Below are 20,142 nucleotides of genomic sequence, written 5' to 3' on the forward strand. Positions count from 1 at the left end.
GGCCCGTTCCGGTGACCAGACCGGGGCGGGCCGCATGCCGCTCTAGGCGGCAGCTGGGGTGCGGCGGTGGTTGCGGGCCCGACTGGTCTGGCGGACCTCGGGCGGACGCATCTCCGGGTTGGGCTCGGCCGGGCCGTGCTCGCACTCGGCGAGCCAGGCGTCGAGGGCCTCGATTCGGTAGGCGATGCGGCGGGCGACCGGGAATCCCTTGGGGCCGTGTCCGGTCTGGCGCCACTTGTAGAGCGTGTTCTTGGCGACGCCGATGTAGGTGGCGGCTTCGTCGATCCACAGGCAGCCGGCCGGCGGCGGCTTAGGGATTCGGGAGACCTGGGGCACTGGGATTACTCCTCATCTAAGTGGGGGTTCGTGTGGACGGATCGTCCCCGTTCGGGGACGGTGGGGGCGCGAAAAGAACCAGCACGGCCACCCCGAGGGCCTCCGTGATGGAGTGCGCGTCGTCCACGGTCGTCGTCCTCTGGCGTCCGCTCAGGAGTCCACCGATGAGTCCGGTGGAACACCCGGTTGCGTCGGAGAGGGTGCGGATGGAGTAGGGGACTCCCCTGCCGGGGTGATCCATGATCCATCTGAGGGTTATACGGTCCCGCAGGGTGTAACGGCGGCTCAATGGATCTCCAGCGGTACGGAGCTTGTTTGACTGAGACCAGTTAAGCATGACCGGGACGCATCGTCCACAAGTTAGGACGACCGGATCCCCAGTTTCGGCAAAGTTTGTGGCCGGATAACATTGATCTGTAGACGATTCGTCTGCGATCCGGGATGGTTGTACGGCCTGACCTGCGTCTTTCCTGTATGAAATGCGCATCAATAGAGACAGTCGGTGTGAGTGTGGATCGAGAGGACGAGGACATGACGGTGCCGGCCACCGCCCCTGACCAAGGTGCGGCCGAAGCCTCCCCTGCTGGTGCCCTGTCCCGCCTCATCCAGGAAGCCCTCGACGAAGGCCTCTCCTACGGGGACATCGCCGCCCGCTCCATCGATCCGCAGACCGGCACCACAGTCGTGAAGCAGTACCTGCATAAGATCGTCAAGGCGCCGCCGGCGAACCCACCCTCCCCGGTGCAGCTGCGCGCCATCGCCGCGGGCCTGCGCAAGTCCGAGCGCCGTGTGAAGGAAGCCGCCGCACAGCAGTGGCTGGAATACGAGGCCACCGAACTCGCGGGCTACGACGAGGAAGTGCGCATCATCGTCGGCCACCTTGCAGGCAAGTCGAAGGCTGAGCTGCGGCAATGGCGGGCCATGATCGAGGCGGCCGAGCGCGCCCAGCGTGAGGACTGACGACGCGCCGCATTGAACGGCTGACAGAGAAAGTCCGTATCTAGACTTCCGGTCAACCGATTGAAGCCGATCCGTGACCGTCGTAGTCTTCACCCACAGTGCACATCTGATTGCTGACGCATCAGGTGTGTCGATCCCTGGGGAGGGCTCATGCTGCGCGTCACGTACCGACTGGTCGACGACCTCGGCCCCGGCGAAGTCGTCGAGATCAGGGAGAGGCGCGGGGTCGTCGAGATCCGCATCTGCCGCACCGCGACACTCCAGCAGGTGGTCGACACCCTCAACGAGGTGTGCGAGGAACTCCTCGCCGGCGGCCAGTGGTTCCAGCTGTGGAAGGGCGAGATAGTTACTCTCGACTCGCCCATGGATCCGAGGGACGGTGGCACGGTTGCCCGGCTACATCGAGGACCGCTGGTACAAGAAGGGGCCACCGGACCCCACCGATCCCAAGGCCAAGCCCACACGGGTTGAGACCTCCCGTCACGGCCAGGGCAAGAGGTGGCGGGTCGCTGGTATCCCCGGCGTTCGCGACCGGTCCTTCAAGAATCTGAAGGGCCCCGAGGGGGCCGAGAAGTGGCTCGCCGATTCGCAGACCGACAGCAGCCGCGGCACGTTCTACGATCCGCGCGACGGCAACATCACGCTGCGGGAGTACGTCGAGGAGACGTGGTGGCCGAACCTGCGGATGGCGCCCGGCACCAAGCAGTCGATGAAGCCTCGGGTGTTCAAGCACATCCTGCCGCACATGGGCAGCCTGCCCCTGAACCGGATCGGCCCTGACGAGATCAAGCGCTGGCTGGTGCGCGTCGAGCAGGACATCGACGTGAACACGGTGCGCACGACATGGCGCCACTTCTCCTCGATCCTGCAGGCGGCGCACAAGGCGAAGCGGATCCCGGAGAACCCGTTCCGGGACGAGGACTTGTCGCCGCCGACCGCTCCGCCGTCGAAGGCGAAGGCGTGGCCCACGGAGACCGTGGCCGCGGTACGCCATGCCCTTGGCGGCCGGTACGGAATCCTGCTGGACCTGGGTGTGGGCGCCGGCCTGCGGCAGGGCGAGTGCTTCGGGTTCTCGCCGGACGACATCGACGGCGACGTCATCCATGTGGTGCGGCAGGTGGTGAAGGTCGGCGGGAAGTTGGCGTTCGCTCCGCCGAAGCGCGGCAAGTTGAGGGATGCACCGTGTCCGCCCGAGCTGGCGAAGGCGGTGAAGGAGTACGCGAACGTGCACCCGACGGTGGAGGTGACACTGCCGTGGGTGGACCCGGACCGGCCGAGCCTGCCGTGGGACAAGCGCCCCAAGCGGACAGTACGGCTTCTAGTGACCACCACCCGAACCGGCGGGGTCAGTGGTGGGGCGATTAACCGGACGACGTTCGACGACAAGATGTGGAAGCCGGCGCTCGTGAAGGCGGGCGTGATCCCGGCACCCGAGGTGGAGTACGTCCAGGGGGAGGGCAAGCAGCCGTGGGCGCGCAAGGCTTGGAGGATGCCGCGCGAGGACGGCTTCCACGTGACGCGGCATACGTTCGCGTCGATCGTCCTTGCGGCGGGTGAGACCGTGACACAGCTGGCTGCCTGGCTGGGGCACAGCGATCCGGCCTTTACGCTGCGGACCTATGCGCACTTCCTGCCGAAGTCTGGGACCATGGGACTGACGGCGCTCGGTAGGTGGCTTGCCCCCGGGGCCGGTTCGGTTCCCGCTCCTGAGGCGGATGAATCCCCTGAAGATCTGGGCGCGTAGCGGATCTCCCCAGATTCTCCCCACGGCAAATGTGGATCAAGGAATCCGGGGCTAAGTCCCAGGTCAGAGACCTAAGTGGCAGACGAGTCGGGCTGTACGCCGGGTTCTGTCACCCGGTGACCTCGCGGTCGCCGGGGAGACGGCCATCCATCTAGGGCCGACGTTGCCGCCGGCCTCGTGCGGTCTACCCGCGGACTCGGGCGGGCAGCCCTCGAACGTCCGCGCAGGGCGCACCTTGCGGTAGCGCCCCTCTTGACCTTGCTCCAGGTGGGGTTTACCTAGCCGCCTGAGTCACCTCAGGCGCTGGTGGTCTCTTACACCACCGTTTCACCCTTACCGAGGACCGAGGTCCCCGGCGGTCTGTTTTCTGTGGCACTGTCCCGCGGGTCACCCCGGGTGGGCGTTACCCACCACCCTGCCTTGTGGAGCCCGGACGTTCCTCGGGAGGATCCGAAGATCCTCACGCGGCCGTCCGCCCGGCTCGTCTGCCGTGACGACCATGCTACCTGCCCTTATCGGGCGGCTCAGACGAAGTCGGAGGTCTCCAGGTCGAAGCCGAAGGGATCAGGGAGGGGCAGAGGCTTACCGAAGGGCATCGTGTGGGCCTGCCGGTAGTCATCATTCTTCGGATCGCTGAAAAGGGTGACGGAAGACGTGTCTCGATCGACAAGCAGGGAGAACGGGATGCCACCACGTGCGTAGCAGCGGCGCTTGGCCTCACGGTCGGCGTCCGGCTTGTTGGAGGTCACTTCGGCGACCATGGCCACGCCCTCACACGGCATCCAGGGCTCGGCACCGAAGAAGAGGCCGAGCGCGAGGGGCGCGAAGGTGCAGTCGGGGATGGCGTGGTTCTTCGTACAGCCACCTCCGCTCTTCAGCTTGAGGCCCTTGTTCCCGGACACATCCATGTCCGTACGCGATCGCCGGATCACCTGCCTCACGATCCGGCTGATGTAGCCCTCGTGATCCCCGTCCGGCGGCGGCGTCACAACAATCTCCCCCTCGATCAGCTCCGCGCGGAAGCCCTCCGGCGTGTCCAGCGCCAGGAAGCCCTCCAGCAGGACGTCCGCCTGCGTGAGCGGTTCATGCGGCACGGCAGTCATGTCGCGCTCCTTCCTCGGTCGCTCGTCAGACCCGGACACCGCCGCACCCGCCGTCCGTGAGATGGGGATCGTTCCCTCGATCGTGGCACATGATCATGGAAATGCGGAGGGACTCGGCGCCCCCGCGCGACCTGGCGCGACCTCGCTTGACCTTGCCGCAGCGTCAGGGTTTCTACTGAGGGGCATGAAGATCGGAGAGATCGCCGCACTGGCGGGCGTCACCCCGCGGACCGTGCGCCACTACCACCATCTCGGGCTGCTGCCGGAGCCCGCGCGGCTGCCCAACGGCTATCGCGACTACGGGCTCCGGCACGCCGTCGTCCTCGCCCGGATCCGGCGGCTCACCGAGCTCGGACTCGGGCTCGCCGAGGTGCGCGACGTACTCGCCGACGACGCGGGGCGCGAGCTCGCCGAGGTGCTGGAGGAGCTGGACGCCGACCTGGCGCGGCAGGAGGCGGCCATCGCCGAGCGGCGGGCCCGGCTCGCCGTGCTGATGGCGCAGGCGCGCGAGGGGCGGCTGCCCGCCGAGGGGCCCGTGTCACCGGAACTGGCTGGGCTGTTCGGGGCGTTCGCGCCCAGCAACTCCCCCATGGCGGCCAAGGACCGCGAGCATCTGGCGCTGCTGGACTCGATGGTGGGGCCCGAGCAGCGCGAGCAGCTGTACGCGGCGCTGCGGCCGCTCGCCGAGGATCCCCGGTTCGCCGGGCGCGTCCAGGAGCTGTACGAGCGGCTCGACGACCTCGCCGACGCGTCGCCCGACGACCCCCGCGTCCTACCGCTCGCGGGCGAACTCGCGGCGAGCGTGCCGGACGCGATGATCTCCCTGATGGGCGACGGGCTGCACGAGACCGACAGCCCCTTCGGCACGGCGTTCCTCGCCGACTTCGCCCCGGCCCAGGCCGCGGTCGTACGGCAGATGATGACGCTGCTCGCCGCGCGGGCCCGGGGGCGGCGATGAGGGCCGCCCGCCTCGCCCTGTGGGGGCTGGTGCCCGCCGAGATCGTGCTGGCGTTCCTGCTGGTGGCCGGGGTCCGGGTGCCGCCCGCGGTCATCGCCGGCGCCGAGCTGCTCGTGGCCTGTGTGCTGGTGCTCGAAGTGTCGGTCCTGCTGCGGCTCTTCACGGCCGCACGCCGCGCCGGCACCCCTGCGCGCGAGGCCCTGCTCGGCGCCGTACGCGAGCTTGTGCCGCCGGCGCTCGCCCGGCTCCTCATGCACGAGCTGCGCGCGATGCACAGCCTGGCGCTGTGGCTGGTGCGGCGGCGGCACGGCGTACCGGCGGGTGCGCACCCCGCGGCGTACACCGGCCCGCAGACCGCACTGATGTGGGGAATGATCTTCGTGTCGGTCGTCGAGACCGTCGCGCTGGCGGTGCTGATCCCCTGGCCCCTGGTGCACGCCGTCACGCTGGTGATCGACGTGTACGGGGTGCTGCTGCTGGTCGCCATGCACGCGGCCTGTGTGACCAGGCCCCATGTCGTGGGCGCGGACGGGTCGCTGCGGATCCGCTACGGGGCGCTGTTCGATCTGCGGATAGCCGCGGACGAGATCGCTCGGGTCCGGGTGGATCGGCGGTATCCGGACGGGCGGCTGGTCACCGTGCGCGAGGACGGGTCGCTGGACCTGATCGTGGCGGGCCACACAACGGTGTCGGTGGAGCTGACCGCGCCGGTCGGCTTCGTACGGCCCCTGGGCAGCCGCGGCAGTGCGCACACCCTCCGCTTCCACGCCGACGACCCGCAGGCACTGGTGGCCGCGGTCAGGTCGGCCACCGAGCGGCGCGGGCGCCCGGCCCCGGAGCCGGCCTGACACGGACCCCGGCGGCTACGCCGGCGCGAACAGCACCCTCGACGTCCCCGGGTCCGCCTGGGCGAGCCGGACCCGCAGCCTCTCCCCCAGCGGCAGCTCGCCGCCGTCGGCCTCGATCCTGGCGACGACCGCCGGTTCTTCGAGGACGACCGTGCCGACGTCCGGCTCGTGCTCCTTGACGTCCACCACCACCGCGTCGAAGACCTCGCCGACCCGCTCGCGCAGCAGCGCGGCCTCGACGAGGTCGAGGCATTCCCGTTCGACGGTGTTGGCCCGCCGGGATCCCTCGGCCATCTCCTTCGGCAGCGCGTCCAGCGCCGCCGTCACCCACTCCGGCGGCGGCTGCCCGGCCACCGCGGCCAGGCACAGCTCGCCCGTGTACCGGTCGACGAGGCGGCGCAGCGGCGCGGTGCAGTGGGTGTACTCGTCGGCGACGGCCGCATGGACCGCGGGCGTCGGGACCTGCCCGTCGCGGAACGCGGTGTAGCCGGCGCCGCGCAGGAGCGTGGTGCACTCCTGGAGGAACGCGGCGTGACGGGCGTCGTGCGGGTCGAGGGAGCGCACCAGCTCCGCGTACGACACATGGTGCGGCCACTCGATGTGCAGAGCCTTCGCCGAGCGGTGCAGCCGGGCCACCGCGCCGTCGGGGGCCGTGGGCAGGGTGCGCAGGACGCCGGTACCTGCCTCGATCATCAGGTCGGCGGCGGCCATGCCGGTGAGCAGGGAGATCTGGGCGTTCCAGGAGTCGGCGGGCAGCGGTGCGCGGTACTCGAGGACGTACGTGCCCTCGCGCTCGACGATCTCCTGCTCGGGGACGTTGAGGGAGATCCCGCCGCGTTCGATCTCCAGCGCCTCCCGCAGCCGCCCGATGTCCCCCAGCAGCGCGAGGGGCTCCTCGGCGGTGCCGTCGTCGATCCGCCGCTGGGCGCCTGCGTAGTCGAGCTTGGCCCGGCTGCGCACCAGTGCGCGGCGCACGTCGGTCGTGACGGCCCGGCCCTCGGCGTCGAGGTCGATCCGCCACAGCAGCGCGGGCGCACTCTGGCCGGGCAGCAGGCTGGCCGCGCCCTCCGAGAGTTGCGGCGGGTGCAGGGGGACCTTCTCGTCGGGGAAGTAGAGCGTCTGCACCCTGCGGTGGGCCTCGGCGTCGAGCGCGCCGCCGGGCGTGACGAACGCGGCGACGTCGGCGATCGCGTAGTGGACCCGGAAGCCGCCGCCCTCGCGGCGTGCGAGGTGCATCGCCTGGTCGAGGTCGACGGAGGTGGGCGGGTCGATGGTGAAGAAGGGAATGCCGGTGGCGTCGTGGTCCGGCAGCCGCGGGGAGCGGACGGCCGACTCCGCCTCGGCGAGCACCTCGGCCGGGAAGGAGACGGGCACGTCCAGCCTCGTACGCAGCGCGCTCAGGGCCGCTCGCAGCGGGGCCTCGGCTGCGCCCGTCATGTGCAGATGGCGGCGCATGGACCGAGCGTATGGCGCGGTGGGGGTGGCGGCACTTTGTAGGCTGACGCGGGGGCCGCACCCCCCGCCCCCGTTCGTACGAAGGAGACCTGTCGTGCTCGTGCTGTTGCCGCCGTCGGAGGGTAAGGCCGCATCGGGGCGCGGCGCGCCGCTGAAGCCGGAGTCGCTGTCGCTGCCGGGTCTGGCCGATGCGCGCGCCGCGGTGCTGGACGAGCTCGTGGAGCTGTGCGCCGCCGACGAGGCGAAGGCGCAGGAGGTGCTCGGGCTGAGCGACGGCCTGCGCGGCGAGATCGCGAAGAACGTGGAGCTGCGGACCGCGGGGACCCGGCCGGCCGGGGAGATCTACACGGGTGTGCTGTACGACGCCCTGGGCCTGGCGACGCTGGACCAGGCCGCGCGCCGGCGGGCCCGGCAGTCGCTGCTGGTGTTCTCGGGGCTGTGGGGCGCGGTGCGGGTGGGCGACCGTATCCCGTCGTACCGCTGCTCGATGGGGGTGAAGCTGCCGGGGCTCGGCGCGCTGGGGACGTACTGGCGGCGTGCGATGGACCCGGTCCTGCCGGAGGTGGCCGGGGACGGGCTCGTCCTGGATCTGCGGTCGTCCGCGTACACGGCGGCGTGGAAGCCGAAGGGCGAGGTGGCAGCGCGTACGGCGACGGTGCGGGTGCTGCACGCGCAGATGGTGGACGGGGTCGAGAAGCGGTCGGTGGTCAGCCACTTCAACAAGGCGACGAAGGGGCGGATCGTGCGCAGCCTGCTGGAAGCGGGGCGTGCGCCGAGGTCGCCGGGTGAGCTGGTGGAGGCGCTGCGGGACCTCGGGTACATGGTGGAGGTCGAGGCTCCGGCACGGGCGGGCAGGCCGTGGGCGCTGGATGTGGTGGTGGCGGAGATCCACTGAGGCGCGACCCCGGCACCCGTTGCACATGTTGCAACGCTCGTTGCAGAAATCGCATCGGTTGGGCAGGATGGTCGGCATGCCCTCCGTACTCGACCTTGCCCCCGTCATGCCCGTCGCCGTGATCGACGACGTCGCCGATGCCGTGCCGCTCGCACGTGCCCTGGTGGCGGGCGGGCTGCCCGCGATCGAGGTGACACTGCGGACACCGGTCGCGCTGGAGGCGATCGAGGCGATCGCCTCGCAGGTGCCGGACGCGGTGGTCGGCGCGGGCACGGTCATCTCCGCGCCCGGAGTGGCCTCGGCCGTGGCCGCCGGGGCGCAGTTCCTGGTCAGCCCCGGCTGGACGGACGCGCTGCTCACGGCGATGTGGGCGTCGGGGGTGCCGTATCTGCCCGGTGTGTCGACGACCTCGGAGGTCGTGACGCTGCTGGAGCGCGGGGTGCGGGAGATGAAGTTCTTCCCGGCCGAGGCCGCGGGTGGCACCGCCTACCTCACGTCCCTCGCCGGGCCGCTGCCCCAGGCGCGCTTCTGCCCGACGGGCGGGATCTCGCTCGCCTCGGCGCCCGAGTATCTGGCGCTGCCGAACGTGGGGTGCGTGGGCGGCACGTGGATGCTGCCCGCCGACGCCCTCGCCGCCAGGGACTGGGGCCGGGTCGAGGCCCTGGCGCGTGAAGCGGCGGCGCTGGCGACGGTCAGCTGAAATCCACCTGGGCGTGGTCGGCCAGGGCGCGGTAACCGAGGCGCTGGTAAAGGGCGTTGCTCGTCGGGTTGGCCAGGTCGGTGAAGAGCAGCACCTGCTCGGCACCGGCGTCCAGTGCGGACCGGCTGACGGCGCAGGTGACGGCCCCCGCGTAGCCGCGGCCGCGCAGGGCCGGCGGCGTGTAGACCGGTGAGAGACGGGACTGTCCCGCGAGGACCGGCGTGCGGGCGGCCATCGAGACGGGCGTGCCGCCGGTCTCCCACAGGCGGAGGCAGCCGTCGGCGACACGGCGCGCGATGTTCGCGGTCCAGTCGGCGTCCGGGTCCTCGCCGATGTCGGCGGCGAAGCTCTTCATCCACGCGGCGGCCGGCGGTACGTCGTCCTCGGTGGCCGGCCGCGCCTGCCCGGGCGGCGCCGGGTCGGGCGGCGTCAGCTCACCGAGCCGGAACAGCCGGAACCGCCCCGTCACCGTCCATCCGCCCGGCCCGGCCCACTCCCCGGCGAACGCGCGAGCGGGCGCGTCGGGCCCCTTCACCCCGGTGACGTGCGCGGCGCCGTCGGCACGGAGCGTGCGGGCGAGCTCACGGGCGTGGTCCGGTGAGGCAGGCCCGAACAGGGGCGCCCTGGGCGGAGTGTGGAGGAAGGCCGCCTCGACGGGAGCGTCCCGGTGCTCCCGCCACCAGCCGAAGCGGACCGGGCGCCCGCCGCTGTCCCCGTACAGGTCCGGCCCGTGCCGCCGCAGGGTCTCGCTGACGCTGATGAGCGCCGTGGATCCGGCGGGGTCGGCCGTGAGGTAGGCGTCCGCCTCGCGGCGGAACTCCTCGACGTCGTAGGTGAGATGCCAGGCCATGCGCCTCATGGTGCCCCATGAACGGGGTCAGGCCCGAAGGTGTTTCAACGTGACCTCGGGCAGCGCATACGGTCCGGCCCGGGGAGCGGACGGGTCGGTGGGCAGTTCGGCCCCGGCGACACCCGCCGCGTACTCCTCCGTGTTGTCGACCGGCTCGTAGGCCAGTTCCACGGTGTGCACCGTCTCGTTCGCGGCCCGGGGCCACAGGGGCACCCGGTCCAGCAGAACGAGCCGGCTCGTCCCGGCCCGCAGTGCTTCACGCACCACGGAGCCGATGTTCCCCGCCGCTCCGGTGACAGCCACCGTTCCCGGGCCCACAGTCCCTCCCCGAGACCTCGACAACCGCCGGCTCTCGCAGTCGTGATCCCTTTTCGGGGCCTGTGGGGCGGGAGTTGATCAGCGCAAGTGGGACGTGTCGTTCAGGAGGCGCAGTGACGCGTTGCCGTCCGCGTAGTACGCCAGCGCCGAGATCGACGCCGCCGACAGTTCCATCCGGAACAGGGACTCCGGCGGGGCACCGAGGGCCAGACGTACCAGGGTCTTGATCGGGGTGACGTGCGTGACCAGCAGGACCGTACGGCCCTGGTAACGGGATGTCAGCTGGTCGCGCGTCGCGGCGACCCGGCGTGCGACCGTGGTGAAGCTCTCACCACCGCCCGTCGGCGCCGCCTTCGTGGACGCGAGCCATGCCGTCAGATCGTCCGGGTACCGCTCCTGGACCTCGGCGAAGGTCAGGCCCTCCCAGGCACCGAAGTCCGCCTCGCGCAGTCCCTCTTCGATCCGTATGTCGAGTCCCAGCCGCGCGGCGACGGCCTGCGCCGTCTGGCGGCAGCGGCGCATCGGTGAGCTGACGATCTCCTGGATCGTGCCGCGCTCCGCGAGGGCCGTGGCGACCGCGTCCGCCTGGCGGCAGCCCACCGCGGACAGCTCGGGGTCGCTTCCGCCGCTGCCCGAGAAACGCTTCTCCGGGGTGAGTGCCGTCTCGCCGTGCCGCAGCAGGACGAAGGTGGCCGGCGCCCCCAGATCCGGGCCCCATCCGGCGGACGAGGACTCGGTCGACATCACCGGGGCGCTCGCGGCGGGCGCGGTGACCCGCGCACCCGTACTCGCTCCCGTCAGCGCCGCGCGGGCCTTCGCCGCACCCGCCGCGGCGTCGCCCACCACACGGGCGGCCCGCTTGTCCTCCTCGGTGGACGCGAGGGCCGCGGAGGACGCGGAGGGCTCCCACTGCCTGCCCCGCTTGCCCGCGTCCATCGCCTCGTTGGCGAGCCGGTCCGCGTGCTTGTTCCGCTCGCGCGGGATCCACTCGTACGTCACCTGGGAGGACGGGAGGACGCGTGCCGCCTCCGCCGCGAGCGGCTTCATGTCCGGGTGCTTGATCTTCCAGCGGCCCGACATCTGCTCGACGACCAGTTTGGAGTCCATGCGGACCCGCACCTTCGCCTCCGGGTCCAGGGCGCGGGCCGCCTTCAGCCCGGCCACCAGGCCCTTGTACTCGGCGACGTTGTTCGTCGCCACGCCGATGTACTCGGCGGTCTCCGCGAGCGTCTCGCCCGTCGCCGGGTCGAGGACGACCGCGCCGTAGCCGGCGGGGCCCGGATTGCCCCGGGAGCCGCCGTCCGCCTCGACGACGAACTCCCGCATCACAGACCCGATTCGGAGGTACGGACCAGGATACGGCGGCAGTTCTCGCAGCGCAGCACCGTGTCGGGCGCGGCGGCGCGGACCTCGTTCACCTCGGTGATGTTCAGCTCGATGTGGCAGCCCTCGCAGCGGCGCTGGTAGAGACGGGCCGCGCCGACGCCGCCCTGCTGCTCGCGCAGCTTGTCGTAGAGCTTCAGCAGATCGGCCGGGACCGAGCCTGCGACGACCTCGCGCTCCTTGGCGACCGTGGTCGCCTCGCGGTCGAACTCCTCCTGCGCGGCGTCCCGCCGGGCGGTCGCGTCGTCGACCTTGGCCTGGACGGACCCGACGCGCTCGGTCAGCTCGCTCACCCGCTCCTGCGCGGACTCACGGCGCTCCATGACCTCGAGGACGACGTCCTCCAGGTCGCCCTGGCGCTTGGCGAGCGAGACGATCTCGTGCTGCAGGTTCTCCAGGTCCTTGGGCGAGTTGACGGTGCCCGAGTCCAGACGCTGCTGGTTGCGGGCGGCGCGCTGGCGCACCTGGTCGACGTCCTGCTCGGCCTTGGTCTGCTCGCGGGCGCAGTCGCTCTCCTCGGTCTGCGCGGCGACGAGCAGGTCGCGCAGCTGCGTGAGGTCCTTGTTCAGCGACTCGATCTCGGCGTGCTCGGGCAGCGACTTGCGCTTGTGGGCCACCTGCGACAGGCGTACGTCGAGGGCCTGTACGTCGAGGAGTCGGATCTGGTCGGCGGGCGCGGCGTTCAGTTGGGGGCTCCAGAGGAATCGTGGTGGGAGGACCAGGGGTCGGTGACCGTACGCGAGACATGGACCCGAAGGCCCCAGCCGTGCCGGTCGGAAATCTCGTCGAGCTGGGCGGCCGCCTGCTCGCACCAGGGCCATTCGGTGGCCCAGTGGGCGGCGTCGACCAGCCCGAGCGGTGAGTGCTGGGTGGCTTCGGAGACCGGGTGGTGGCGCAGGTCGGCGGTGAGGAACGCGTCGACCTCGGCGGCGCGCACGTGGTCGAAGAGACTGTCACCGGAGCCGCCGCTGACGGCGACGGTGCGTACGAGCAGACCGGGGTCGCCCGCGACACGGATGCCGTGCGCGGTAGCGGGCAGCCGCTTGGCGGCGCGCGCGGCGAACTCGTCCAGCGTCTCGGGGTGGTCGAGCTCGCAGATCCGGCCGAGGCCGCGGCGGCCGCTCGGATCCGTGGGGTCGGGCACCAGAGGCCGTACGACCCGCAGGTCGAGCGCACCGGCGAGGGCGTCGGAGACGCCGGGGTCGGCGGTGTCGGCGTTGGTGTGGGCGACGTGCAGCGCGATGTCGTTCTTGATCAGGGTGTGCACGACCCGGCCCTTGAAGTGGCCGGCGGCGACGGTGGTCGTACCGCGCAGATAGAGCGGGTGGTGCGTGACGATCAGGTCCGCGCCGAGCCGGATCGCCTCGTCGGCGATCTCCTGCACGGGGTCGACGGCGAACAGCACACGGGTGACCTCGGCGTCGGGGTCGCCGCACACGGTGCCGACGGCGTCCCACTGTTCGGCCCGCTCGGGGGGCCAGAGGGCGTCGAGCGCGGCGATGACTTCAGACAGACGGGGCACGGAAGAAAGGCTACCGTTCCTTCGCGCCCCCATGGTCTGCGCGCCCCTGCCCCGGTCCCGGGGCCGGTGTCCGCGGACGTCCGGGGCCCACGCGGCGGCGGAGGGGTGCTCCGGTAAGGACCGGGGGCCGCCTCCGGTGCGCCTGACCTCAGGCATCGGCTCACCCAGCCAGCACATCCGTCACCTCCCCCTCAGGCAAATCAGGACATGGCCACCCTTATGTGTGAACAGGAGTGGCTCGCATTGTTCGGCAGGAAGTGCGATACCTAGCTTCGGTAGCTGGAGGTGACGATTCGATGACAGCCTGTGCCATCGAGGCCGCCGCGCGGGACACTGCGGCGGCGCGTACGGGAACGACGGGTACGGAACCTGAGAGCGCGGCACGTCCCGGGATCACGGTCACCGCGGACGGTACGTACGCGGCCCGGCTGGCCGGAACCGGCGAAGCGCTGTTCGCCGAGCGCTGGACACTCGACGGCCCCGAGCCGTACGCGGTGCCGCTGCCGATGGACCAGCCCGAGGAGCCCGAGGCGGATGTGCTGCCGATGGCGGACGGGCGGGTGCTGATCCGCCGCCGGGTCGCGGGCCGGCACACCTTCTCGCTGCTGTACCCGACCGGACCCGGTACGGGCGAACGGCTTCTCGGCGGCCTCGAGTCGGCCCGGCTGACCCTGGTGCCGCCCTCGCCCGACGGGGTGTGCGTCTACGCGCTGACGCCGGGTGAGGCATCGACCGGCATCTGGAGGGTGGCGGGCGGGGCGTTCGGCCCCGAGCATGTGGCGGATGTGCCGGGCCACTGCTCGGGCGGCGTCTGGCTGGACCGTACGGGGCGCATGCTGGCCCTGGACCGCCGGCCGCCCGGCGGCGGCCCGGTGAAGGCGGTCGCCGTCGACCTGGAGCGCGGCGGCGAGGTGACACCACTGCTGCAGATCACCCAGGACAGCCACGACCGGCTGCTGCTCGCCGACCCGGACAGCGGCCTGCTGGTGATCCGCTCCGACGCCCCCGGACCCGGGCAGGGCCGGCTGGGCTGGGGGGTGCTGGGCAGTCTGCTGCCGGTGCGCTTCCCGCCCTGCCTGTGGCTGCCGGACGCCGTGCTGACGCCGTTCGCCGTGCAGCCGGGACAGGTGCTCACCCCGGAGAGCTGCGCGGTGGCCCTGAGGATCGACGGGGCTGCGGGCAGCTGGCTCGGCGTCTGGCGGCCCTCGGCCCGGCGCCTGCACCAACTGGCCGCACCTGAGGGCTGGTTGGCGGGTGGCGGGGTGGTCAGCCGTGAGGGCGTACTGCAACTGCCGTACGCCACCGGGGCGGTGCCCTGCGGAGTGGCGCGGATGGACGCGTCGGACGTGCTCCTTCCCGCGGCGGCCACAGCACCGGCACAGATGGAACGCGCAGGTGGGGAACCGTGCGACGGTGTCGGCAGTCCTGTTGTGTGCAGGCCGGTCCCCTTGCAGCAGGCCCCTCTCACCGACCACACGGCTCGTGGTTAGACTCTCCGCGGGGGCTACGCAACCGCACCGGCCGTGTGCCGACAGTGACGGGGTGCGTCTTTTTTGCCGGCCCCGCGACATGTCAGCAGCGATCACGACGGGGTGACTTCCCACATGTCTGAAGCCCGAACCGACACGACCCAGACGCGTCCGCAGGCAGCCGCTGCCGTGGCCGGCGCCAGGGCCGACGCCGGCCACGCAGGAAAGCACCGGGGCGGGGCGGCCGCGGTGGAGGACCTGGCGACCGAGGCGCACGGCCGCCACCGCCGCCCGGTTCAGGCGGGCGACGCCGCCTGAGGCGTCGGTACGCAGAGATCAGCGAAGGGGCCGCACCCGGTGGACAGCCGGGTACGGCCCCTTCGCCGCGCCGCGGCAACGGCCCCCGGCCGGGCCCGCTGGATGTGCCCTCCAGGCCCTGTCCGGGCGATCTCGTCGTGCCCGCGGCGACAGCTGCGGCACCTCACTGTGTTGTCGGAGCCGCCCCCGTACGTCCGGTACGAGGGCGCTCTCCCCCGGCCTCCGGCCGGGCGGCGCCCCTACCGCCTTGCGATACGTCCCCTCGGCCCTGGCTGGCCCGGGGAGACCCCACACCTCGGCCCTGACGGGCCCGGGGAGACCCCACACCTCAGCCCTGACGGGCCCGGGGAGACCCCACACCTCAGCCCTGACGGGCCCGGGGAGACCCCACACCTCGGCCCTGACGGGCCCGGGGAGACCCCATGCCTCGGCCGTAGCGGACCTGGAGAGACCCCACGCATCTGACGCCGCAGGCCGATCCTCGAAGGAACGCCCGGACAGGGCCTAGTCGCGCCTGAGCGCCAGGACTTCGGCCGCCGCGAAGGTCTCGTTCGCCGGCCGGTCCTCGTAGTACGGGGAGAGCAGCGCGTCGAGTTCGTCGTAGGAGAACGTCTCCTTCGCGGAGTCGAACTTGGCCGCCACCCTGGGGCGTTCGACGACCGCGACCATGCCCCCGTGGACCACCAGCAGCTGGCCGTTGACGCGGGCCGCGGCCGGTGAGGCGAGGTAGCCGACCAGTGGGGAGACATGTTCCGGCGCAAGCGGGTCGAGTTGTGCGTCGCCCGGCTCGGTGCCGCTCCTGAACTCCGGAACGGCCGCGAAGACGTCTGCCGTCATCCGGGTCCTGGCCCGCGGGCAGATCACATTGGCCGTGACCCCGTACTTGGCCAGCGCCAGCGCGGTGGACGTGGTCAGACCGACGATCCCGCCCTTGGCCGCCGCGTAGTTCGGCTGGCCGGCCGAGCCCGCGAGGAACGCCTCCGAGGAGGTGTTGACGATCCGGCCGTAGACCGGCCCGCCCGCCGACTTGGAACGCTCACGCCAGTGCACCGAAGCGAAGTGCGTCGTGTTGAAGTGGCCCTTGAGGTGGACCCGGACCACCGAGTCCCACTCGGCCTCGCTCATCGAGAAGACCATCCGGTCGCGCAGGATGCCCGCGTTGTTGACCAGGATGTCCAGCTTCCCGAAGGTGCTGACCGCCAGTTCGACCAGGCGGCGGGCCGTGTCGAAGTCGGCGATGTCGCCGACGTGGGCCACGGCACGTCCGCCCTCCGCGCGGATCTCGGCGGCGACCTCCTCGGCCGGGGCGGCCGAGGTCTCGCCGGAGCCGTCGCGGCCGGGCCGGCCGTAGTCGTTGACGACGACCGCCGCGCCCAGCCGGGACAGTTCCAGGGCCTCGGCCCGGCCGAGGCCACGGCCCGCGCCCGTGACGATCGCCGACAGGCCCTCCAGTGGCAGAGACATACAAGTCCTCTCAGATCACGACGGGCCGGCTCCTCGACGGCCGGCTCACCCGACGGCCGGCTCAGAGCTCGATGCAGGTACGCAGCGCCTCGCCCGTGCGCATCTGGGCCAGGGCGTCGTTGATCCCGGCGAGCGGTACGCGGTGAGTGATCAGGCTCTCCAGATCGATGCGCCCGGCGCGCCACAGCGCGATGGCCCGCTCGTAGGAGCGCAGCACGTCCCCGCCGCCGTACATCGAGGGCAGGATCCGCTTCTCGTCGAAGAACAGCTCGAACATGTTGAGCTGGAGGAAGTCGTCCATCGCCCCCGCGCCGACGATGCACAGGGTGCCGCCGCGCCGGGTCGTGTCGTACGCCGTCCTCGCGGTCGCGGACCTGCCGACGACCTCGAAGACGTAGTCGAAGCCCTCGCCGGCGGTGATCCGCTGCTTGGCGTCGGCGAGTTCGTCCGGCGCGACCGCCTCGGTGGCACCGAACCGCAGCGCCGCCTCGCGGCGCGAGGCCACCGGGTCCACCGCCACGATCTGCGCCGCACCCTGGAGACGGGCTCCCTGGATGGCGGAGATGCCGACCCCGCCGCAGCCGATGACGGCGACCGACGAACCGGCGGCGACCTGCGCGGTGTTGATCGCGGCGCCCAGTCCGGTGGTGACACCGCAGCCGATGAGGGCGGCGATGTCGAAGGGCACGTCCTGAGGGATGGGCACGGCGCAGCCGGCGTCGACGACGACCTCCTCGGTGAAGGTGCCGGTGCCGGCGAAGCCGAACACATCGCCGCCGGGGCGCTTGAAGTTGGGCGTGCCCGCGTTCATGAACCCGGCCAGGCACAGCTGTGTCTGGCCGCGCTTGCAGGCCGGACAGGTGCCGCAGGCGGGCAGCCAGCACAGCAGCACGCGGTCGCCCTGCTGGACGCTCGTCACCCCGTCGCCGACATCGATGATCTCGCCGGCGCCCTCGTGCCCGGGGATGAAGGGCGCGGGCTGCGGCAGCACGCCGTTCATCGCGGACACGTCCGAGTGGCACAGCCCGGTGGCGCGGATGCGTATCTTCACCTTGCCCGGCCCGAAGCCCACCGCCTCGACGTCGTCGAGGACTTCGAGTTTGTCCTGGCCGATCTCGTGCACTACGGCTGCGCGCATGGTGCGGCTCTCCTCACATGATCACGAATGGTCGACGATGGTGTCCGTGAGCACCGGCGCGTCGTCCCGCTCGACGGCGGTGACCGACGTGTGGACCGTGCTGTCCTGCTGCCACATCCGGATACGCAGGGTCTCGCCCGGGAACACGATTCCGGCGAAGCGTGTGCTGTAGGCGCGGACGCGGGTGACGTCACCGCCGAGCAGGGTGTCGACGACCGCCTTGAGCGTCATCCCATAGGTGCACAGGCCGTGCAGGATGGGGCGTTCGAAGCCCGCCATCTTGGCGAACTCGGGGTCGGCGTGCAGCGGGTTCCAGTCGCCGGACAGGCGGTAGAGCAGTGCCTGGTCCTCGCGTACGACGCGCTCGACGATCTTGTCCGGGGCGCGGTCCGGCGACTCGAGCCGTACGGAGGGCCCGCGTTCGCCCCCGAAGCCGCCTTCACCGCGGGCGAAGATCTCGGTGTCGCTCGTCCACAGCGGGCCGCCGTCGTCGACGGCCTCGGTACGCACGACGACGACCGCGGCCTTGCCCTTGTCGTACACGGCGGCGACGCGGGAGGTGGAGACGGCCGTGGCCTTGACGGGGAGAGGGCGGTGCAGCTCGATGCGCTGGCCGCCGTGGAGGACGGCGGCGAAGTTGATGTCCAGCCCGGGCGCGGCAAGCCCACTCGCGACGGCCATGCCCGCTCCGGCGACGGTGGCGAAACTCGGCAGGACGTGCAGCGCGGACTCGAGGGTGTAGCGCAGCTCGTCGGGGTCGGTGGCGGGTGTACCGGCGCCGAGGCCGAGGTGGTAGAGCTGGATGTCCTTGTGGTCCCAGGCGATCTCTGTCCTGCGGGGTTCGGCGGCGAGGGCCCTTGCGGGATCAATGGGCATGGGGCTGCTGCTCCTCGATGAGTGGAAGACCTCGGCACGGCCGTCCGCACCGTCGGCCGCACCGAGGTCGTACGGGACGGGCGCGCGAGCCCGTTCTAGAACGCGTTCTAGGCCGATGGCCCCTATGTATAACGCAGCCCTCATGACTTGTGAAGAAGGCTGACACTACGTCAGATACGCGTCGCGCGGCACCCGGGACATTTGTCACCGCCAGGTCCGTACAAGCGGATCTGCCGGGCCGCGGTCCGGCTCCGTAGCGTCATCACCATGACGAAGACGGAAAAGAACTGCGAGGACACGGGCCGCTCCGGGCCACCCAACGGGTTCGCACTGCTGCCATGGCTTCTGATGGGCATGGGCGCCGTCTCCAACCTCCTCCAGGGCGAGACCCCCAACCCGTGGATCGGCGCTCTGGGAGTGCTGGCCTTCAACTCCCTGTACATCGCCATCGTGTTCCGGGCCTTCGACGGACGGCGCCGCGAGGCGCCCGTCACCTGGTGGTTGCTGACCGCGCTCGCCTCCGTCACCTTCGCCCTCGCCATCGGCTACGGCGGCGCATGGCTCCTCTTCTTCCCCCTGCTCGGCCTCGCCGTCGGATCCGTGCTGCGCGGCCGCCGACTGGTCCAGGTGGTCCTCCCACTCTGCCTGGCCGTGGGCACGGTCGCGGGCGTGCGGGACGGCTGGGGCGCGGTCGACGTCGCGTACGGCACGTTCGTCTCCTCGATGGTGACCGCTGCCCTGCTCGCCCTGTCCGAGACCGTGCGGGAACTGCACCTCACCCGCCAGGAGCTGGCGCGCAGCGCAGTGGACAGGGAGCGGCTGCGTTTCTCCCGGGACCTGCACGATCTGCTGGGCCACACGCTCTCGGTGATCGTGGTCAAATCGGAAGCCGCCCGCCGTATGGCATCGCACGACGTCGACGCGGCGCTGGCCCAGATCTCCGACATCGAGTCCGTCGGCCGGCAGGCACTGACGGAGATACGCGAGGCGGTCACCGGCTACCGAGAGGGCAGCCTGACCGCCGAACTGGACCGCGCCCGCGACATCTTGACCACGGCGGGCATCACACCGTCGATCCGCCTGGCAGGCCCCCTTCTGGAGCCGCAGACGGAGGCTCTGCTGAGCTGGGTGGTCCGCGAATCGGTCATCAACGCCGTACGGCACTCCGGGGCATCGCACTGCGACATCTCATTGACCTCCGCGGCGGACCATGTCCACCTGGAGATCACGGACGACGGCCGCGGCCCGGGCCCCGGCCCTTCGGGCAGCGGTCTGCGGGGCCTTTCGGAACGGCTCGTCGCGGCGGGCGGCACGCTGGGAACGGGACCCGGCCCGGCGGGAGGGTTCCGGGTGGTGGCACGGCTTCCGGTGGCATCACCGCAGGCGGAGCACGGGACGGAGCAGGCGGCGGCGGGCTGACCGGCGGGGCGGGCGGGCCGGCTGGGAGAGGTCACCCGGTCCGGTGAAAGCGGCAGAACCGCGTAACCATTCGGGCTCCACACATGTCAGATATTCCGCCCGCCCTCCCGGTTGGCTTGCACCGCGGATATCGGGGCATCTGCACGTCGGCTTCTCCGGCAGCCGGGACTGCGGCGCCCCTACGTCTCGGCGTCCTCCCTCCCCCCGCCTCGCCCCCGCGCCGACCCCCAGCAAGGACCTGAACCATGAACACCCCAGCCCCCGGACCGCGCAGCGCCGAGCCCGCCGGCTCCGTGTCCCCGGAGTCTCACCAGCGCGTGTCCCACCAGCCCGTCTCCCATCAGCCCGAGCAGGTCTGATGTCCGCCGGCCGCGCCCTGGGCGCCC

At 71.5% G+C, this 20,142-nt stretch carries 21 protein-coding genes and 1 other RNA gene; 10 read left to right on the forward strand and 12 right to left on the reverse strand.

The features are described from left to right. Nucleotides 1-42: 42 nt before the first annotated feature. The gene (locus ABZ208_RS14045) at nt 43-336 is read right to left on the reverse strand and encodes a helix-turn-helix domain-containing protein (RefSeq protein WP_356909733.1); all 294 of its coding nucleotides are present in this window, start codon (nt 334-336) and stop codon (nt 43-45) included. 531 nt (nt 337-867) lie between these two features. Between ABZ208_RS14045 and ABZ208_RS14050 the strand changes: the two genes are divergently transcribed. From ABZ208_RS14050 to ABZ208_RS14060, 3 genes are all read left to right on the forward strand, one after another. Next, nucleotides 868-1,296 carry a hypothetical protein gene (locus ABZ208_RS14050; RefSeq protein WP_356909734.1) on the forward strand — a complete coding sequence of 143 codons (429 nt, stop codon included), beginning with the start codon at nt 868-870 and terminating at the stop codon, nt 1,294-1,296. 150 nt (nt 1,297-1,446) lie between these two features. Then, nucleotides 1,447-1,767, forward strand: coding sequence for a hypothetical protein (locus ABZ208_RS14055; RefSeq protein ID WP_356909735.1), 321 nt, complete (start codon nt 1,447-1,449; stop codon nt 1,765-1,767). Further along, a complete protein-coding gene (locus ABZ208_RS14060) occupies nt 1,676-3,040 on the forward strand; it encodes a site-specific integrase (protein ID WP_356909736.1) in 1,365 nt (454 codons plus the stop codon). Before ABZ208_RS14055 ends, ABZ208_RS14060 begins: the two co-directional genes overlap by 92 nt. 79 nt (nt 3,041-3,119) lie before the next feature. Here the strand turns inward: ABZ208_RS14060 and rnpB are convergent. Both rnpB and ABZ208_RS14070 read right to left on the reverse strand, forming a co-directional pair. Next, an RNA gene (rnpB, locus tag ABZ208_RS14065) (RNase P RNA component class A) lies at nt 3,120-3,524 on the reverse strand. Between the two features lie 40 nt (nt 3,525-3,564). Then, on the reverse strand, nt 3,565-4,143 hold the full coding sequence (locus ABZ208_RS14070; RefSeq protein ID WP_356909737.1) for a Uma2 family endonuclease: 579 nt from the start codon (nt 4,141-4,143) through the stop codon (nt 3,565-3,567). 184 nt (nt 4,144-4,327) lie between these two features. Here ABZ208_RS14070 and ABZ208_RS14075 point away from each other — a divergent pair, with 184 nt between their 5' ends. Then, nucleotides 4,328-5,101 (forward strand): MerR family transcriptional regulator, encoded by a 774-nt coding sequence (locus ABZ208_RS14075; RefSeq protein WP_356909738.1) that lies wholly within the window; start codon nt 4,328-4,330, stop codon nt 5,099-5,101. After that, nucleotides 5,098-5,949 (forward strand): hypothetical protein, encoded by an 852-nt coding sequence (locus ABZ208_RS14080; RefSeq protein ID WP_356909739.1) that lies wholly within the window; start codon nt 5,098-5,100, stop codon nt 5,947-5,949. The genes ABZ208_RS14075 and ABZ208_RS14080 overlap by 4 nt, the downstream gene beginning before the upstream one ends. A 15-nt stretch (nt 5,950-5,964) precedes the next feature. Here the strand turns inward: ABZ208_RS14080 and ABZ208_RS14085 are convergent, their stop codons facing one another. Continuing rightward, a complete protein-coding gene (locus tag ABZ208_RS14085) occupies nt 5,965-7,404 on the reverse strand; it encodes an RNB domain-containing ribonuclease (protein ID WP_356909740.1) in 1,440 nt (479 codons plus the stop codon). Nucleotides 7,405-7,498: 94 nt separating this feature from the next. Between ABZ208_RS14085 and yaaA the strand changes: the two genes are divergently transcribed. Further along, nucleotides 7,499-8,299, forward strand: a complete 801-nt coding sequence (yaaA, locus tag ABZ208_RS14090) for a peroxide stress protein YaaA (RefSeq protein ID WP_356909741.1) — start codon at nt 7,499-7,501, stop codon at nt 8,297-8,299. 76 nt (nt 8,300-8,375) lie between these two features. Beyond that, entirely contained in the window at nt 8,376-8,999 is a 624-nt protein-coding gene (eda, locus tag ABZ208_RS14095; protein ID WP_356909742.1) for a bifunctional 4-hydroxy-2-oxoglutarate aldolase/2-dehydro-3-deoxy-phosphogluconate aldolase, read from the forward strand. On the opposite strand, the gene ABZ208_RS14100 is transcribed toward eda, so the two are convergent. From ABZ208_RS14100 to ABZ208_RS14120, 5 genes are all read right to left on the reverse strand, one after another. Then, a complete protein-coding gene (locus ABZ208_RS14100; RefSeq protein WP_356909743.1) occupies nt 8,992-9,849 on the reverse strand; it encodes a GNAT family N-acetyltransferase in 858 nt (285 codons plus the stop codon). The two genes, eda and ABZ208_RS14100, sit on opposite strands and share 8 nt — an antisense overlap. Nucleotides 9,850-9,876: 27 nt before the next feature. Continuing rightward, nucleotides 9,877-10,116 (reverse strand): hypothetical protein, encoded by a 240-nt coding sequence (locus ABZ208_RS14105; protein WP_356909744.1) that lies wholly within the window; start codon nt 10,114-10,116, stop codon nt 9,877-9,879. Between the two features lie 129 nt (nt 10,117-10,245). Next, the gene (locus ABZ208_RS14110) at nt 10,246-11,493 is read right to left on the reverse strand and encodes a bifunctional RNase H/acid phosphatase (protein ID WP_356909745.1); all 1,248 of its coding nucleotides are present in this window, start codon (nt 11,491-11,493) and stop codon (nt 10,246-10,248) included. Further along, on the reverse strand, nt 11,493-12,236 hold the full coding sequence (locus ABZ208_RS14115) for a C4-type zinc ribbon domain-containing protein (protein WP_356909786.1): 744 nt from the start codon (nt 12,234-12,236) through the stop codon (nt 11,493-11,495). The genes ABZ208_RS14110 and ABZ208_RS14115 overlap by 1 nt, the downstream gene beginning before the upstream one ends. Continuing rightward, a complete protein-coding gene (locus tag ABZ208_RS14120; protein WP_328401251.1) occupies nt 12,233-13,072 on the reverse strand; it encodes a Nif3-like dinuclear metal center hexameric protein in 840 nt (279 codons plus the stop codon). Before ABZ208_RS14120 ends, ABZ208_RS14115 begins: the two co-directional genes overlap by 4 nt. A gap of 296 nt (nt 13,073-13,368) precedes the next feature. Here ABZ208_RS14120 and ABZ208_RS14125 point away from each other — a divergent pair, with 296 nt between their 5' ends. Then, nucleotides 13,369-14,562: a hypothetical protein gene (locus ABZ208_RS14125; protein ID WP_356909746.1), complete on the forward strand. Its 1,194-nt coding sequence runs from the start codon at nt 13,369-13,371 to the stop codon at nt 14,560-14,562. A 114-nt stretch (nt 14,563-14,676) separates the two neighbouring features. Continuing rightward, nucleotides 14,677-14,859, forward strand: coding sequence for a hypothetical protein (locus ABZ208_RS14130; protein WP_356909747.1), 183 nt, complete (start codon nt 14,677-14,679; stop codon nt 14,857-14,859). 504 nt (nt 14,860-15,363) lie between these two features. On the opposite strand, the gene ABZ208_RS14135 is transcribed toward ABZ208_RS14130, so the two are convergent. The 3 genes from ABZ208_RS14135 to ABZ208_RS14145 form a co-directional block, all read right to left on the reverse strand. After that, complete coding sequence (locus ABZ208_RS14135; protein WP_356909748.1) at nt 15,364-16,323, reverse strand: 3-oxoacyl-ACP reductase; 960 nt, start codon at nt 16,321-16,323, stop codon at nt 15,364-15,366. A 61-nt stretch (nt 16,324-16,384) separates the two neighbouring features. Beyond that, nucleotides 16,385-17,461 carry a Zn-dependent alcohol dehydrogenase gene (locus ABZ208_RS14140; protein WP_356909749.1) on the reverse strand — a complete coding sequence of 359 codons (1,077 nt, stop codon included), beginning with the start codon at nt 17,459-17,461 and terminating at the stop codon, nt 16,385-16,387. 21 nt (nt 17,462-17,482) lie between these two features. Beyond that, nucleotides 17,483-18,337, reverse strand: a complete 855-nt coding sequence (locus tag ABZ208_RS14145) for a MaoC/PaaZ C-terminal domain-containing protein (RefSeq protein ID WP_356909750.1) — start codon at nt 18,335-18,337, stop codon at nt 17,483-17,485. Nucleotides 18,338-18,604: 267 nt separating this feature from the next. Here ABZ208_RS14145 and ABZ208_RS14150 point away from each other — a divergent pair, with 267 nt between their 5' ends. Next, nucleotides 18,605-19,756 (forward strand): histidine kinase, encoded by a 1,152-nt coding sequence (locus ABZ208_RS14150; RefSeq protein ID WP_356909751.1) that lies wholly within the window; start codon nt 18,605-18,607, stop codon nt 19,754-19,756. Nucleotides 19,757-20,142: the final 386 nt, after the last annotated feature.

The sequence above is a fragment of the Streptomyces sp. NPDC006208 genome, assembly GCF_040613775.1.
Classification (GTDB): domain Bacteria; phylum Actinomycetota; class Actinomycetes; order Streptomycetales; family Streptomycetaceae; genus Streptomyces.